Origin of the sequence: Pseudomonas sp. URMO17WK12:I9, from assembly GCF_900230165.1 — a bacterium.
Lineage (GTDB): Bacteria > Pseudomonadota > Gammaproteobacteria > Pseudomonadales > Pseudomonadaceae > Aquipseudomonas > Aquipseudomonas fulva.
The window spans coordinates 98,945-112,924 of the sequence record NZ_OCMQ01000011.1 but is presented as its reverse complement, the minus strand read 5'-3'; the positions used below and the strand labels follow the sequence as shown (position 1 = coordinate 112,924).

The 13,980-nt window shown below is 64.7% G+C and carries 13 protein-coding genes; 7 read left to right on the top strand and 6 right to left on the bottom strand.

Annotated features, from left to right (window positions below):
* Positions 1 to 6: 6 nt before the first annotated feature.
* The 5 genes from CRP40_RS18925 to CRP40_RS18905 all read right to left on the bottom strand — a co-directional run bounded on the left by CRP40_RS18925 (position 7) and on the right by CRP40_RS18905 (position 4,476).
* The gene (locus CRP40_RS18925) at positions 7 to 861 is read right to left on the bottom strand and encodes an SPFH domain-containing protein (RefSeq protein WP_027915286.1); all 855 of its coding nucleotides are present in this window, start codon (positions 859 to 861) and stop codon (positions 7 to 9) included.
* Between the two features lie 25 nt (positions 862 to 886).
* Positions 887 to 1,324, bottom strand: coding sequence for an NfeD family protein (locus tag CRP40_RS18920; protein ID WP_027915285.1), 438 nt, complete (start codon positions 1,322 to 1,324; stop codon positions 887 to 889).
* Between the two features lie 137 nt (positions 1,325 to 1,461).
* A complete protein-coding gene (locus tag CRP40_RS18915) occupies positions 1,462 to 2,181 on the bottom strand; it encodes a cobalt-precorrin-6A reductase (protein ID WP_027915284.1) in 720 nt (239 codons plus the stop codon).
* Positions 2,178 to 3,272 carry a cobalt-precorrin-5B (C(1))-methyltransferase gene (locus CRP40_RS18910; RefSeq protein ID WP_027915283.1) on the bottom strand — a complete coding sequence of 365 codons (1,095 nt, stop codon included), beginning with the start codon at positions 3,270 to 3,272 and terminating at the stop codon, positions 2,178 to 2,180. The genes CRP40_RS18915 and CRP40_RS18910 overlap by 4 nt, the downstream gene beginning before the upstream one ends.
* Positions 3,265 to 4,476 (bottom strand): bifunctional cobalt-precorrin-7 (C(5))-methyltransferase/cobalt-precorrin-6B (C(15))-methyltransferase, encoded by a 1,212-nt coding sequence (locus CRP40_RS18905; protein ID WP_027915282.1) that lies wholly within the window; start codon positions 4,474 to 4,476, stop codon positions 3,265 to 3,267. Before CRP40_RS18905 ends, CRP40_RS18910 begins: the two co-directional genes overlap by 8 nt.
* 157 nt (positions 4,477 to 4,633) lie before the next feature.
* Between CRP40_RS18905 and cobG the strand changes: the two genes are divergently transcribed.
* The 7 genes from cobG to CRP40_RS18870 all read left to right on the top strand — a co-directional run bounded on the left by cobG (position 4,634) and on the right by CRP40_RS18870 (position 11,173).
* Entirely contained in the window at positions 4,634 to 5,947 is a 1,314-nt protein-coding gene (cobG, locus tag CRP40_RS18900) for a precorrin-3B synthase (protein WP_027915281.1), read from the top strand.
* Positions 5,940 to 6,566: a precorrin-8X methylmutase gene (locus CRP40_RS18895; RefSeq protein ID WP_027915280.1), complete on the top strand. Its 627-nt coding sequence runs from the start codon at positions 5,940 to 5,942 to the stop codon at positions 6,564 to 6,566. Before cobG ends, CRP40_RS18895 begins: the two co-directional genes overlap by 8 nt.
* Positions 6,566 to 7,297, top strand: a complete 732-nt coding sequence (locus tag CRP40_RS18890; protein ID WP_027915279.1) for a precorrin-2 C(20)-methyltransferase — start codon at positions 6,566 to 6,568, stop codon at positions 7,295 to 7,297. The genes CRP40_RS18895 and CRP40_RS18890 overlap by 1 nt, the downstream gene beginning before the upstream one ends.
* Positions 7,285 to 8,982 carry a precorrin-3B C(17)-methyltransferase gene (cobJ, locus tag CRP40_RS18885; RefSeq protein WP_027915278.1) on the top strand — a complete coding sequence of 566 codons (1,698 nt, stop codon included), beginning with the start codon at positions 7,285 to 7,287 and terminating at the stop codon, positions 8,980 to 8,982. Before CRP40_RS18890 ends, cobJ begins: the two co-directional genes overlap by 13 nt.
* Positions 8,983 to 9,098: 116 nt before the next feature.
* A complete protein-coding gene (locus CRP40_RS18880) occupies positions 9,099 to 9,782 on the top strand; it encodes a hypothetical protein (RefSeq protein ID WP_027915277.1) in 684 nt (227 codons plus the stop codon).
* A gap of 34 nt (positions 9,783 to 9,816) precedes the next feature.
* A complete protein-coding gene (locus tag CRP40_RS18875; RefSeq protein ID WP_134325434.1) occupies positions 9,817 to 10,524 on the top strand; it encodes a hypothetical protein in 708 nt (235 codons plus the stop codon).
* Positions 10,517 to 11,173 (top strand): hypothetical protein, encoded by a 657-nt coding sequence (locus CRP40_RS18870; protein ID WP_027915276.1) that lies wholly within the window; start codon positions 10,517 to 10,519, stop codon positions 11,171 to 11,173. The genes CRP40_RS18875 and CRP40_RS18870 overlap by 8 nt, the downstream gene beginning before the upstream one ends.
* Here the strand turns inward: CRP40_RS18870 and CRP40_RS18865 are convergent.
* On the bottom strand, positions 11,170 to 13,962 hold the full coding sequence (locus tag CRP40_RS18865) for a hybrid sensor histidine kinase/response regulator (protein ID WP_050587336.1): 2,793 nt from the start codon (positions 13,960 to 13,962) through the stop codon (positions 11,170 to 11,172). The genes CRP40_RS18870 and CRP40_RS18865 overlap by 4 nt on opposite strands.
* Positions 13,963 to 13,980 lie beyond the last annotated feature (18 nt).

Sequence of the window (13,980 nt, the reverse complement as noted above, 5' to 3'; positions counted from 1 at the left end):
TCAGGTTCAGGCCTTGTGGCGGCCCATCAGGCCGCGTACGGTTTCCTGCAGGTCGGCCGGCAGTACCACCACCTTGGCGTTAGTGCTGCTCGCCAGGTTTTCCATGGCGCCAACGTAGCGCTCACCGAGCAGGTACATGGCCGGGACGGTTTCGTTGCCGACCGCTTCGGTGACCAGCGAGATGGCCCGCGCCGAAGCTTCGGCCAGGCTGATCTGCGCCTCGGCATCCAGCCGGGCGGCTTGCAGGCGCGCTTCGGCTTCGAGTACTGCCGCCTGCTTGGCGCCTTCGGCACGGGTGACGTCGGCCTTGCGCTCCCGCTCGGCGGCCGCCTGGCGCTCCATGGCCAGTTGCATGTTCTGGGACGGCTTGATGTCCTGGATTTCTACCGAGCGTACGGTTACGCCCCAGTCCTCGGTCTGCTCGGACATGGCCTCGCGCAGGCGCGCTTTGATCTGTTCGCGGCTGGAGAGGGCTTCGTCCAGGTCCATGGCGCCGACGATGGCGCGCAGGGATGTCATGGTCAGGCTGGTGACGGCAAAGGCATAGTTCTGCACGCCATAGGACGCCTTCTGCGGGTCGATGACCTTGGCGAAGCACAGGGCGTTGGCGACGATGACGGCGTTGTCGCGGGTGATGATTTCCTGTTCCTGCACGTCGAGGATGATGTCCTTGGTCGGCAGGCGATAGGCGACTACGTCCATGTAGGGGATGACGACGTTGAGGCCAGGCTTGAGGGTGGTGTGGTAGCGGCCCAGGCGCTCGACGATCCATTCCTCGCCCTGGGGGACAATGCGCACCCCCTTGAACACGGTGATCAGTACGAACAGGGCGATGGCGCCGACGACGATGAGGCTGGTCATGATGACAAATTCCTTTTTTACGGATTCAGGCCCGCATGACGCGGGCGGTATTTCCTTCGACGGCGATCAGGCGTACCCGCTCGCCTGCCGGGATGGTGGTATCGGCAATGCAGGTCCACTCCTCGTTGCCCAATACGGGCTTCTGGAAGCGCACCCGGCCTTTCTGGAACTCGGACACACCTGTGGTCAGCAAGCCGACCTCACCGATCACGCTGGCGGCGGTCCAGCGCTCATCGGGCTGCTTGCGGCGAAACACCTTGAACCACAGCAGGGTAGTCAGCGATGACAGCACGACCCAGAGCAGCCCTTGCATGGCCAATTCCAGGCCTGGAAACGCCAGGGAAACCAAGGCCACCAGCACGGCGCCGATACCGAACCAGAGGATGAAGAACGTAGGCAAGACCAGCTCGAGCAACGTCAGCGCGATGCCGAACACCAACCAGATCCACCATTGCAATTCCATATCAGGCACGTCTTCCGAGGGGGGCGCCCGAGTTTAAGGCAGGACTGCGACACATGGCCACTTGCGGGCGCTCGGAAAAAGCCTAAGGGTGTGTAGGAGTCCAACCCCACCAGGCGCGATGCAAGGGGCTTTCGCCACTAAGCAAACAAGGCCGCTACCAGTTCCGGCAGGGCATGGAACGTCCGATCGGTGATCGGCAATGTCGGGCGCTTGAGAATGAACACCGGCAGACCCAGCGCGCGGGCTACCTCCAGCTTGGGTTCGGTGGCGACGCTGCCGCTGTTCTTGCTGATCAGAACGTCGATGCGCCGGTCGATGAACAGCGCACGTTCCTGGTCCAGGTCGAAAGGCCCGCGTGCACCGATCACCTCGCAGCGCGCATTGCCAGGGCAGGCCTGCAAGGCGCGCAGGGTCCAGAACTGGCCATCCGGGATGGCGTCCAGGTGTTGCAGGGGTTCCCGACCCAGGGTGAACAGCGGTCGGGCATAAGGCCCAATGCCCTGCATCAGCGCCGGCCAGTCTTCCACTTCTCGCCAGTCATCCCCCGCTTGTGCCTGCCAGGCTGGACGGTGCAGGGCCCAGCAAGGAATCCCGACACGCTGCGCGGCGCTGGCCGCGTTGGCGCTGATACGAGCGGCATAGGGGTGGGTGGCATCGACCAGCAGTGTGATGCCGTTTTCACGCAGGTACTGGGCCAGCCCCTCGGTCCCTCCGAAGCCGCCCACGCGTACCTGGCACTGCAGGTCGTCGGGCACCCGGCCGATGCCGGCCAGGCTGTAGATGTGGTCTGGGCCCAGCAGGCGCGCGATGGCCAGCGCCTCGGTAATGCCGCCGAGCAACAGAATGCGCGCGTTCATGGCTGACCCGCCCGGCCGACGATGCCGCCCTGGCGGTCGATGGCGACCACCTCGACGCTGACCTGCGCCGGCACGACGCTGCGGGCGAAGGCGAGGGCATGCTGGCACACGGCATCACCCAACTGCACACCCGCGCTATGGGCCAGCGCCAGGGCTTGCTGGCTGGTGTTGGCGGCCACGATGGCTGCCTGAAGCGCCGGATCGGCCCCGCCTGCCGCCGCCCAGCCCGCCAACTGTGGCAGGTCGATGCTCGAATGACGGCTGTGCAGGTCCATGTGCCCGGCGGCGAGCTTGCTGATCTTGCCAAAGCCTCCGCACAGGGTCAGGCGGGGCACCGGGACCTTGCGCAGGTGCTTGAGTACCGCGCCCACGAAGTCGCCCATCTCGATCAGGGCGATTTCCGGCAGCCCGTAGACACGACGCATGGTGTCCTCACTGGCGTTGCCGGTGCACGCGGCGATGTGGGTGTAGCCGTTGGTGTGTGCCACATCGATACCTTGATGGATGGAGGCAATGTAGGCTGCGCAGGAGAAGGGGCGGACGATACCGCTGGTGCCCAGGATCGACAGGCCGCCGAGGATGCCCAGGCGTGGGTTCATGGTCTTGAGCGCCAGGGCTTCACCGTCCCGCACGTTGAGGGTGACCTCGAACCCGCCGGTGTAGCCGCATTCGACGGCCAGGCCCTGCAGGTGGTCCGTGATCATGCGCCGTGGCACCGGGTTGATGGCCGGTTCGCCCACTGCCAGAACCAGCCCCGGCCGGGTCACGGTGCCCACGCCTGCGCCCGCGACGAAGTGCACACCGGGCTGGGCACGCAGGCGTACCTGGCTGAACAGCAGTGCACCGTGAGTCACGTCCGGGTCGTCGCCGGCGTCTTTGAGGGTGCCTGCTTCGGCGTAATCGTCGACCAGCCGGCAGAACTCAAGGCGCATCTGCACCACCTTGCCCTTGGGCAGGGTGATGCTCACCGCGTCGCTGTCTGCACCGGTGAGCAGCAGACGCGCTGCCGCCAGGCTGGTCGCGGTGGCGCAGCTGCCAGTGGTCAGGCCACTGCGCAGCGGGGCGGCCTGTTCGCGGGTTTCTTCACGCATCGGCCGGCTTGACCACGTCGAGCAAGGTGATGGGCAATGCTTGGCGCCAGGTATCGAAGGCACCCAGGGGCTGGGCATGGGCAACATGGATGCGGGTCAGTTCGCCGCCGTGCTGCTCCTTGAAGTGGGCCAGGGCCAGTTCGCTTTGTACCGTCACGGCGTTGGCCACCAGCCGTCCGCCTGGGCGCAAGCTGGACCAGCAGTGCGCTAGAACCCCTGGACGGGTGACTCCGCCTCCAATGAACACCGCATGCGGGGGTTCCAGCCCGTCCAGTGCCATGGGGGCCTTGCCGCGCACCAGGTGCAGACCAGGCACGCCCAAGGCATCGCGGTTGTACTCGATCAACCCCTGACGGCCCTCGTCGGCCTCGATGGCCACTGCGCGGCATGCCGGGTGTGCACGCATCCATTCGATGCCGATCGAGCCGCAGCCCGCGCCCACGTCCCAAAGCAGTTGCCCAGGCTCCGGGGCCAGCCGGCCCAGGGTGATGGCGCGCACATCGCGCTTGGTCAGTTGGCCGTCATGCCGGTAGGCGTCATCGGGCAGGCCTGCCAGACGGTGCAGGCGCGGCGCTTCGGGCGCTGCCACGCATTCGATGGCCACCAGGTTGAGCGCGGCCGTTTGCCCGTGCTGCCACGTGGATGCATGCCCGTGCAACTGGCCCTGAGCCTCGCCACCCAGGTGTTCGAAGACCCACAGGCGGCTGGGGCCGAAACCCCGTTCGCGTAACAACGCGGCAATTGCCGCCGGGCTGTCCCCATCGTTGCTCAATACCAGCAGACGCAGCCCACCATGCAGGTGCGCGTTGAGTGCGGCCAGCGGCCTTGCCACCAGCGACACCACCTGCACGTCCTGCAGCGCCCAACCCAGGCGCGCAGCCGCCAGGGCGCACGAGGAGGGCATCGACAGCACCTGCATCTCGTCGGCAGGCACCTGGCGCGCCAGGCTGGCGCCCACCCCATAGAACATCGGGTCGCCACTGGCCAGCACGCACACAGGCGCGCCACGCAGCGCAAGCACGGGCGCGAGCGAAAAAGGGCTCGGCCAGTGCAGCCGTTCGCCGGTCACGCAACGCGGCAGCAGGGCCAGCTGGCGGGGGCTGCCGAAAATCCGCGCGCCACTGAGCAGCGCTCGGCGAGCTTGTTTGCCCAGACCGCTGAAACCGTCTTCGCCGATGCCTACTACCGTCAGCCAGGGTGCCATTGATACCTCTAGAGTTCGTGCGTGTGCAGCACGCCCAATTGTGCCTTTACCCGAAAGATGCTCGACCACCGGCTTTTCATGCGGGCGGCCAAAGCAGGCATAATACCGCGCCTTCTCCACTCAAGCGCAGTTTCACGGATTGCCGGACACCTCAGCGATGCCACCTCACGCTTCCTACAGTTCGCCTCGCCCCTCGGCTTGCCCGGGGTTGTGGCGTATCGTCAGCGCCCTGGATGGCGGCATCTGCCGGATCAAGCTGCCGGGCGGGGTGTTGCTGGCCCAGCAGGCCGAGGCCGTCGCCAGCGCCGCCGAGCGCTTCGCAGGCGGTGTAATCGAGGCCACCAACCGGGGCAACCTGCAGATCCGTGGCGTGGGCCCTGATCACCCGGGCCTGGTAGCGGCGCTGCTCGCCGCTGGGCTGGGCCCGCGTGAAGCGGCCGGCGACGATGTTCGCAACCTGATGCTCAGCCCCCTGGCTGGGCTTGACCCAGCGGGGGTGCTGGACGTCAGGCCGCTGGCAGGGCAGATCCTCGACCTGCTCGAGGGCACGCCACGCTTTCACGCGTTGTCGGCCAAGTTCGCCCTTCAGCTCGATGCTGGTGAACGCCTGGCCATGCTCGATCACCCGCACGACCTGTGGCTTTCGGTGCTTGAGCTTGAGCAGCGGCCCTGGCTCGCATTCGGCCTGGCCGGCAGCCTTGGTGAGGGTGACGTACTGGGTGCGGTGCCGTTCAGCCAAGGCCTGACCCTGGTGCGCGCCGTGCTCGAACGTTTTCTGGACCTGGCCACCCCAACCCAGTCGCGCATGCGGCATGTGCTGCAGGCCTGCACGGCAGCCGATTTCATCGGTGGGCTTGGCGTGGCGTTGCGCCAAGACCCCGCCGTGCTGGGCTGGCGCCGACCGGTTCGCCCGGTGACGTGGCTGGGGGCACTGCCTCAGCGGCGTGGGGTTGCGCTGGGCGTGGCCCCGCCACTGGGGCGGCTCACCCCGGCCATGCTGCGTGAGGCGGCGCGTGTCGCGCGTGAACAGGGCGACAGCAGCCTGCGCTTGACCCCCTGGCAGAGCCTGGTGCTGCCCAACCTGGCGCCCAGCGGCCTCGACCAGGCGCAGCGCAGCCTGATGACGGTCGGGCTGCTCTGCCACGCGGCCGAGCCCCTGGTGCGCATCAGCGCCTGCACCGGCGCCAGCGGCTGTGCCAAGGCCTTGAGCGAGACGAAGGCCGACGCCGTGGCATTGGCCGCATTATTGGGCCCCGGGGCGCCTGTCAGCGTGCATCTTACTGGCTGCCCCCGGTCCTGTGCCCTGGCCCACACCGCCCCGGCCACGCTGCTGGCCCGCGCGCCCGGGCGCTACGATCTTTACCAGCGTGATCCCCGCCTGCCGGGGTTCGGCGCCCTGCGCGCCACTGACATTACCTTGAATGAAGCAGGCGCCATGCTCGACCTGCCGACGGAGCACCTTGATGATTGACTACATCCGCGATGGTCAGGAGATCTATCGCAATTCCTTCCGGATCATTCGTGAGGAAGCCCGACTTGAGCGGATTCCCGCAGACCTCGAAAAGCTTGCGGTGCGCGTGATCCATGCCTGCGGCATGGTCGATGCGATTGATGGCCTGCAATTCTCCGAAGGCGCCGGCCAGGCGGGCCGCCAGGCCTTGCTACGTGGCGCACCGATCCTGTGCGATGCGCACATGGTCGCCGAGGGCATCACCCGGGCACGACTGCCGGCGAACAACCCGGTGATCTGCACCTTGCGCGACCCGAGCGTACCGGACCTTGCCAAGGCCGCTGGCAACACCCGCTCCGCCGTTGCCCTGGAGCTGTGGCGCCCACACCTTGAAGGCAGCGTGGTGGTGATCGGCAACGCGCCGACGGCGTTGTTCTACCTGTTGGAAATGCTCGATGCCGGCGCGCCGCGCCCAGCGCTCATTCTGGGGTTTCCCGTCGGCTTCGTTGGCGCTGCCGAATCCAAGGCCATGCTGGCGGCCGACAGCCGTGGCGTGCCCTTCGTGATCATGCAGGGGCGGCTGGGCGGTAGTGCCATGGCCGCCGCGGCCGTGAATGCCCTGGCCACGGAGGTGGAGTGATGGCCCCGCGTGGACGCCTGATCGGCCTTGGCGTAGGGCCGGGTGACCCTGAACTGATCACGCTCAAAGCCCTGCGCCTGCTGCGCGAGTCGCCCGTGGTCGGCTACTTCGTCGCCAAGGGCAAGCGCGGCAACGCATTCGGCATCATCGAAGCGCACCTGCAACCCGAGCAGACGTTGCTGCCGCTGGTCTATCCGGTGACCACCGAATCCTTGCCCGCCCCCCTGTCCTACGAGCAGGTGATCAGCGATTTCTATGACGAAGCCAGCGTACAGGTGGCCGAGCATCTGGACGCAGGGCGTGATGTGGCGGTGATCTGCGAGGGTGACCCCTTCTTCTATGGCTCCTACATGTACCTGCACGACCGCCTGGCACAGCGCTATGAAGCGCAGGTGATTCCTGGTGTGTGCTCCATGCTCGGTGGAGCCTCGGTGCTGGGTGCACCGCTGGTCTATCGCAACCAGAGCCTGTCGGTGCTCTCTGGCGTCTTGCCGGCCGAAGACCTCAAGCGCCGCCTGGCCGACGCCGATGCGGCCGTCATCATGAAACTGGGGCGCAATTTCCCCAAGGTGAGGCAGGTGCTCGGTGAGCTGGGCCTGCACGCGCGTGCGCTGTATGTGGAACGCGCCACCATGGCCAACCAGAAAATCGTACCGCTGGACCAGGTTGACCCACAGTCCTCGCCGTATTTTTCGCTGATCATCGTGCCGGGGGAAAAATGGCAGGGCTGAACACGCAGGTAGCACCGGCCATCGTCATCCTGGGACAGGGCAGCCTGGCCACTGCCCGTTGCCTTCAGCAGGTCTACGCCCAGGCCACGATTCACGGCCTGCAAGGGCGCGTTCAGGGTGCAGACCAGGATTACAACGCCTTTGGCGATCTGCTGCGCAGCCTTTACCAGCGCGGTACGCCAATCATCGCCTTGTGCGCTGCGGGTATCGTGATCCGCAGCCTGGCCAGCCTGTTGGGGGAGAAGGGCAGCGAGCCGCCGGTGCTGGCCGTGGCAGAAGACGGCAGCGCCGTGGTGCCCCTGCTCGGTGGCCTCAGTGGCGTCAACCAGATGGCACGGGACATGGCCTCGGCGCTGGGTGTGTCAGCGGCCATCACCACCAGCGGCGAGTTGCGCTTTGGTACGTGCCTGCTCAACCCGCCCCAGGGTTACGCTTTGGCGGACCTGGAACAAGGCAAGCGCTTCGTTTCCGACCTGCTGGCCGGGGAGCCGGTTCGCATCGAGGGTCAGGCGCCGTGGCTGGCGCAGGCACAGTTGCCTGCCAGTGATGCCGCGCAGCGCACCATCCATGTAGGCCATCTGGCGCGTCCCGCCAGCCGAGACGAGCTGTTGATTCATCCCCGCTCCGTCGTGGTCGGTGTCGCAAGCGGCGATCTGCAGATGATTCGTGACGCGCTGCAGCAGGCCGGTATTGCGCAGGCGTCACTGGCCTGCGTGCTGGCCGATGAGCGGGCCATGGCGGACACCCGGTTGCAGGCTGCCGCGCAGGCGCTGGGTGTCGAATTGCGCTTTGCCGCAAGGCCCGACGATGTGGCTGGCATGGTGGGCGCTGCACTGCCCGATGCGCGGTTGCAGTGCCAGGGTGAGGTGGTCATCGCCGTGGCACCTGCGCCGATCGAAGTGGCTCAGGTTGGCCGTCGCCGCGGGCGGCTGGCGGTCATCGGTCTGGGGCCAGGCGCAGCGGAGCTGATGGTGCCAGCGGTCAAGGCTGAGCTGGCCCGGGCCGAGGATGTGCTGGGCTACGAAACCTATGTACGAATGGCAGGGCCGTTCCGGGACGATCAGGTGCTGCACTGCACCGACAACCGTGAGGAGATGCAGCGCGCCCGGCACGCATTCGAACTGGCCGCGCGTGGCCGTTCGGTGGTGGTGGTGTCATCGGGGGACCCAGGCGTATTCGCCATGGCCGCTGCGGTGCTCGAGGCGTTGCACGCGTCCACGGACGCTGCCTGGCACGCTGTCGACCTGGAGATACTGCCTGGTGTATCGGCCTCCTTGGCAACGGCTGCACAGGCTGGCGCGCCGCTGGGGCATGACTTCTGCGTGATGTCGCTGTCGGACAATCTCAAGCCCTGGTCGATCATCGAGAAACGCCTGGACCTCGCTGCCCAGGCCGATCTGGTGCTGGCCTTCTACAACCCGATTTCCAAAGCACGGCCGCACCAACTTGGGACCGCGCTGGACGTCGTACGCCGGCACCGTGGTGCTGATACACCTGTAGTCCTTGGCCGTGACATTGGTAGGCCGGGGCAGACTTTGCGCGTCGTCTCTTTGGCCCAACTGGTGCCAGAAATGGTCGATATGCGCACCATGGTGCTGGTGGGCTCATCGACCACGTGCACGTTCGAACGCCCAAATGGTGGGCAGTGGGTCTACACGCCGCGGTGGTATGGCGCCAAGCCCTGAAGCACGGTAGCTCGATCCGAGGGGGAAGCGTTTCGGCGCAGGATGAGCAGCGTCGAGCGGTTAGGTTCAAGGCCGAAGCCACCTGGTTTCGACCGGACCTAACTGGAGCCTTTGACATGACCACCAACAAAGAAAACCTTGAACTGCAAGTCTTGCCTGACATGAACCTGTTCGTGTTCCCCGACACCATGAGCGAGGCCAACCGTACTGCGGCCAAGGCCTGCCACGCCCTGGCTACCCAAGGCGCCAACAAGCAGCACCACCCGATCCAGGAAACCCAGGCCTGGTTCAACCAGTACGTGTTCCTGATGTCGAAGATGGGCTGGACACCCACGCGCGTTGATGTTCAGCGCATTACCCAGAGCGACAGGCACCTGGAAATCAGCAACCTGGTTGGCAAGGGGCTGCAAGCTGCCTATGGCGCCTTTACTGGTGACGTGGCCTCGGCGCTGGAAGGGTTGGGCAAGACCGTCGTTTCCGCACTGGCTGCCAGCACCAAGAATGTCGAACTGCTGGACCGCAAGTCCGTGGAGGATGACCGCAACAGCCTGAGCCTGAACAAGTGTGAGCAGACCGGTGCTGGCCAAGTCGCCATGATGGTGAGCGCAGTCCAGACCGATGCCAAGCCTGACAAGAAAGCCAACTACCTGTTGGCCAAATGGGAGAGCAGCGGCACCACCAACTATGCCTGCGGTGCCGTGCTGAACCTTGATCAGCGCCAGTACGAGAAAGTACGCGCCGTTGTTGAAACCAAGCTCGACGACAACGCCCTGGAAGTGTTGCTGGCCCTCGAAATCTAACCTGTCGGTATGGCTCACCGGAGCCTTGGCTTCGGTGAGCCTGGAGGGTGCATCAATGTCAAATAACTACAGCGTGTGGCGCAATGGCAACAGCCTGGTGCTCGTCGACAAGACCATCAGCGAGTCCTGCAGGCTCGACATGCTCAATATCCAGCTGGCGGCCTACCTCGCCGCGTGCAATGGCGGGGTCTCAGGGGTTGATGGGGACAGCTGGCTCAAGGAATACATACGTGTGCAGAGCGGTTTCGGCTGCACGCTAGCCACGCTACGGTCGCAAACGACACCCATGGTGCCGGTTGCCGCGTTCAGGCCTTGGACCATGCTTTGCGACAGCCTTCTCCAGGCTACGCCTCACCACCTTCGCGAAGCTGTCGCGCAGTGTCTGGAAGCCTGCGCAAGCAGTGAAACATGTGATAACCGGATAGGGGGGCGCTGTGACCTTGGCGAACCCCTTGGCGACACCTGCCTGAACCACGCGCATGCCGAGGTTCGGCTGGTGCTGCCTGACTATTCCATCATCAGCACTCAATTGAACCTTGGAAGTCGAGCGCCGCTTGATACTGACTGGCTCTGGCAATCGTTCGACCCTCCGGCGGTGCCGGCCTGCTGGCAGTTCCAAGGGCAGTATTTGATCGATTCCAGGCGTATGAACCTCATCGGGCCGGGGCTTGCAAAAAAACTTCAGGCCAAGCTCGCCCTTCATCGCAGCGAAATCAGCGTGCAGGAGCCGAACCATGACTAACACCGACGCATCATCTATCGCCGGCCAGCTGGTACACAGCAGTGTGCTGGTCTTTTTGCCAGGCGTATGCCCGCAAGCACGTTCAGACATACTGCTGGCCAACGCCTTTGCTCAGCAGGTGGCATGGGGGGATTTGAAAGACGGTCTTGAACCTGACTGGTTCAGGAATTACTGGCGCAACCTCGCTGCCCTGGGCTTCGATGGCAAGCTGGCGCCAGCAGGGCGGCGGCCGGGGCCTGACCGGGGCAGCCTCGCTGCGCAGGCAATCGAGCACATCAGCCAAGCGGGCTCTGCCCGGCTGGGCGAAGCGGCCAACCAGGCGCTGGAGGCCTTACGTCGTGATGACAAGGCTCTGAAACTGTTCAGCAGCCATTCGATCGTGGGCACTCAAGCGCGTGTGCAGTTGTTGCCCTGCGCCCAGCAGTCCAATGGCTTCATCGACATGGTGCTGCTGCACATGGATGTCTCGATGGAAAAAAGCGCCAGCGACTTCCTGTTCAAGGGCGCGAGCAATGGCATCAGTGTGAGAGACCTGCGACTGGAAGTGATCCATTTCAATCTGCAAGGGTTTCGTGAGGATTATCGGCGCCGGGCAGAGGCCAGTGTTGCGCGAACGGCCGAGCGCGTCATCAGGGATTTGGTGCTCTAGTTGCGCGGCGAGCTGCCGTCCGGACCCATGCCCTGATCGGCATTGGCCGGCTGCTGGCTGGCCCAGTATTGAATCAACTCTCGCAGTTGCGACAATTCGACGGGCTTGGCCATGTGGCCGTCCATGCCGGCTTGCTTGGCGCGGTCCTTGTGCTCGGCAAGGATATGCGCGGTCAGCGCAACGACGGGCGTGTGCGCGCGCTGGTTGGCGGCTTCCCATTCGCGCAGGCGCCTGGTTGCCGAGAAACCATCCAGAACCGGCATTTCGCAATCCATGAGCACCAAGTCATAGCGCTTGGCTTTCATCGCTTCAAGAGCTTCTTCGCCGTTGGACGCGGTATCGGGCTGCAGGCTCAGCTTGCCGAGCATACCGCGGATGACCTTGGTCGAAATGGTGTTGTCCTCTGCGACCAGCACGCTGAAATGCGGGGGCAGGTCGAGCGCCTGGGGCTGGCCGGGTGCAGCCGCCGGCAGCGCCTGCTCGCGGCCGCGTTGAGCCAGTTCTTCGGCCAGGGTGGTCTTGAGTGTGTAGCCAGCCACCGGTTTGGCCAAGATCCGCTTGATCCCGGCGTTGCGCGCGATGATCTTGCTGGGCGCGTTGCTGATACCGGTCAGCATGACCACCAGAATGTCGTGATTGAGGCTGGGGTCTTCCTTGATTTTGGCGGCCAGTTGCATGCCGGTCATGCCGGGCATGTTCTGGTCCAGGAGCACCGCGTCGAAGTAATCGCGAAGATGAGCCTTGGTACGCAGTAGGGCCAGGGCCTCCTTGCCCGAAGGCACTGCGCTGACATTCATGCCCCAGGCGCTGCACTGTTGGACCAGCACCTTGCGGCACGTGTCGTTGTCGTCCACCACCAGTACCCGCGCGTCGCGCAGCGGTCCGTCCAGGTCGGTCGGAGGTTGCTCGAGGCAGGCTGGGTCCAGCGGCAAGGTCAGCCACAAGGTATTGCCGGTGCCGGTGCTGCTCTTGATGCCGAATTCCCCATGCATAAGGCCAATCAGCTGCTTGGCGATCACCAGCCCCAGGTGGCCGCCCAGTCGATTGCTGGACAGGAAATGCCTGCTGTGCAGTTCTGCCTGCAACAGCGCCTCGCGATCGGCTGCCGGCAAGGGGTCGCCGCTGTCCTGTACGGCGATGCGCAAGCGGGGCACCTCGCCGCGCTGGTCCAGTGCAACGACGAGCAGGATTTCCCCCTGGTCGGTGTTCTTCAGTGCGTTTTCCATCAGGCTCGACAGCGCCTGACGCAAGCGGGTGGGGTCGCCACTGACCACGCGGGGCACCTGGGGCTGGGTGAAGCTGATCAGCTCGATGTTCTGCTGCTCGGCCTTGGCCCTGAAGATGTTCAAACAGTCTTCGATCAGCGCGTTGAGGTCGAACTGGACGTCGTCGAGTTCGATCTGGCGGGACTCGAGCTTGGAGATATCGAGTATCTCGTTGATCAATGTGAGCAACTCGTTGCCCGCGCTGTGAATGGTCTGGACGTAATCGCGCTGCTTGACCGATAACGGCGTGCCCAGCAGCAGTTCGGTCATGCCCAGCACGCCATTCATGGGGGTACGTATTTCGTGGCTGATCTTGGCCAGAAACTCGGCCTTGGCGTTGATTTCGGCGTCACTGGCCGCCAAGGCGCGGCTGACACTGAAGCGCTCTTCGTTGATACGCCGCAGCCGGTCGCTGACCGCCAGGTTCAACAGCAGCCCGCTCGCCACCGCTAGCCCCAACAGAATGCACAGCAACCAAGGCGTGGAGGTGCGGGTAAGCCCAAGCAAGGCAGGCAGCAGCACCAGCCCGCCAACGTTGAAGATGATCATCGCCAGACCGAACAAACGGGCCGGTGCGTAACCTCGGTACCAATGGTAGCTGCTGACCACCAGCATCGTGACGCTGCCCAGTGCCATCAAGGCATAGGTCATGAGATTGAGCGGCAAGGTATCGATGAACAGCAGCACGATCCCGCTCACCCCCACCAGCAGCATCTCGCCGCTCAACAGCCGGTTAAGGCGCGGCGTGTTGCGCGGTGCGAAGAAGTGCTGGGTGAAATACAGCCCAGCCAGCCCCGCCAGTACCAGCGTAAGGTACGCCGCTGGCGTCTGGGCGCTGTACCACACATGCCACCATGGGCCGCTGAGGTTCAGCAGGATCAGGCCACTGAGCAACATCAGGCCATGGTAGAACGCCAGGATCAGCGCAGTGCTCGAGCGGCTGTAGATGAAGCGAATCAGGTTATGCAGGATCAGCATCACCAGGCCACCGAACAGCATGCCGAAAAGCAACGGCTGGGTCTGGTTGGCGGCGGCTCGCGCAGCAGGCTCCAGGCTGATGGCCGGGCGCAGTTGGTGTTCCGATACCAGGCGCAGGTAGATATCCAGGCCTTGCTTGCTGTTGGGCAACGGCAGCACGTGGTCGCTGCCGCGCAATGTGGGGTTGGCACTGCCGGCTTGGCGGCCGTGATGCAGGTGGCGTATCAGCTTGTCGCCTTGCAGCGCATACAGGTCCAGACCCGACAGATCAGGTGCGAAGACGCGCAGCAATTGTTCCTGCTCACCAGGCTCTAGCCGATAATGCAGCCACAGGGCCTGGTCGGGGGGCGCTGCATCGAGTTCTGCCAGCTCCAACGGGCTGAACTGGTTGCGATAACGGTCCGAGCGCACGTCGCTCAGTTGCAGGTTGCCTTGTTCGTCGAGCAGCAGGGCCCAGCCACTGTCATGTTCCGCCATCGCGGGGAGCATGCAGATCAGGGTCAGCAAGCTGACGATCAACGCTGAGGCAATCCGGAGCCGGCGCACTACGAAATCCCTTCTTGG

Bases quoted from the DNA above. Each gene is read 5' to 3' on its own strand.
- CRP40_RS18925 (WP_027915286.1), bottom strand. From the start codon at position 861: ATGACCAGCCTCATCGTCGTCGGCGCCATCGCCCTGTTCGTACTGATC.
- CRP40_RS18920 (WP_027915285.1), bottom strand. From the start codon at position 1,324: ATGGAATTGCAATGGTGGATCTGGTTGGTGTTCGGCATCGCGCTGACG.
- CRP40_RS18915 (WP_027915284.1), bottom strand. From the start codon at position 2,181: ATGAACGCGCGCATTCTGTTGCTCGGCGGCATTACCGAGGCGCTGGCC.
- CRP40_RS18910 (WP_027915283.1), bottom strand. From the start codon at position 3,272: ATGCGTGAAGAAACCCGCGAACAGGCCGCCCCGCTGCGCAGTGGCCTG.
- CRP40_RS18905 (WP_027915282.1), bottom strand. From the start codon at position 4,476: ATGGCACCCTGGCTGACGGTAGTAGGCATCGGCGAAGACGGTTTCAGC.
- cobG (WP_027915281.1), top strand. From the start codon at position 4,634: ATGCCACCTCACGCTTCCTACAGTTCGCCTCGCCCCTCGGCTTGCCCG.
- CRP40_RS18895 (WP_027915280.1), top strand. From the start codon at position 5,940: ATGATTGACTACATCCGCGATGGTCAGGAGATCTATCGCAATTCCTTC.
- CRP40_RS18890 (WP_027915279.1), top strand. From the start codon at position 6,566: ATGGCCCCGCGTGGACGCCTGATCGGCCTTGGCGTAGGGCCGGGTGAC.
- cobJ (WP_027915278.1), top strand. From the start codon at position 7,285: ATGGCAGGGCTGAACACGCAGGTAGCACCGGCCATCGTCATCCTGGGA.
- CRP40_RS18880 (WP_027915277.1), top strand. From the start codon at position 9,099: ATGACCACCAACAAAGAAAACCTTGAACTGCAAGTCTTGCCTGACATG.
- CRP40_RS18870 (WP_027915276.1), top strand. From the start codon at position 10,517: ATGACTAACACCGACGCATCATCTATCGCCGGCCAGCTGGTACACAGC.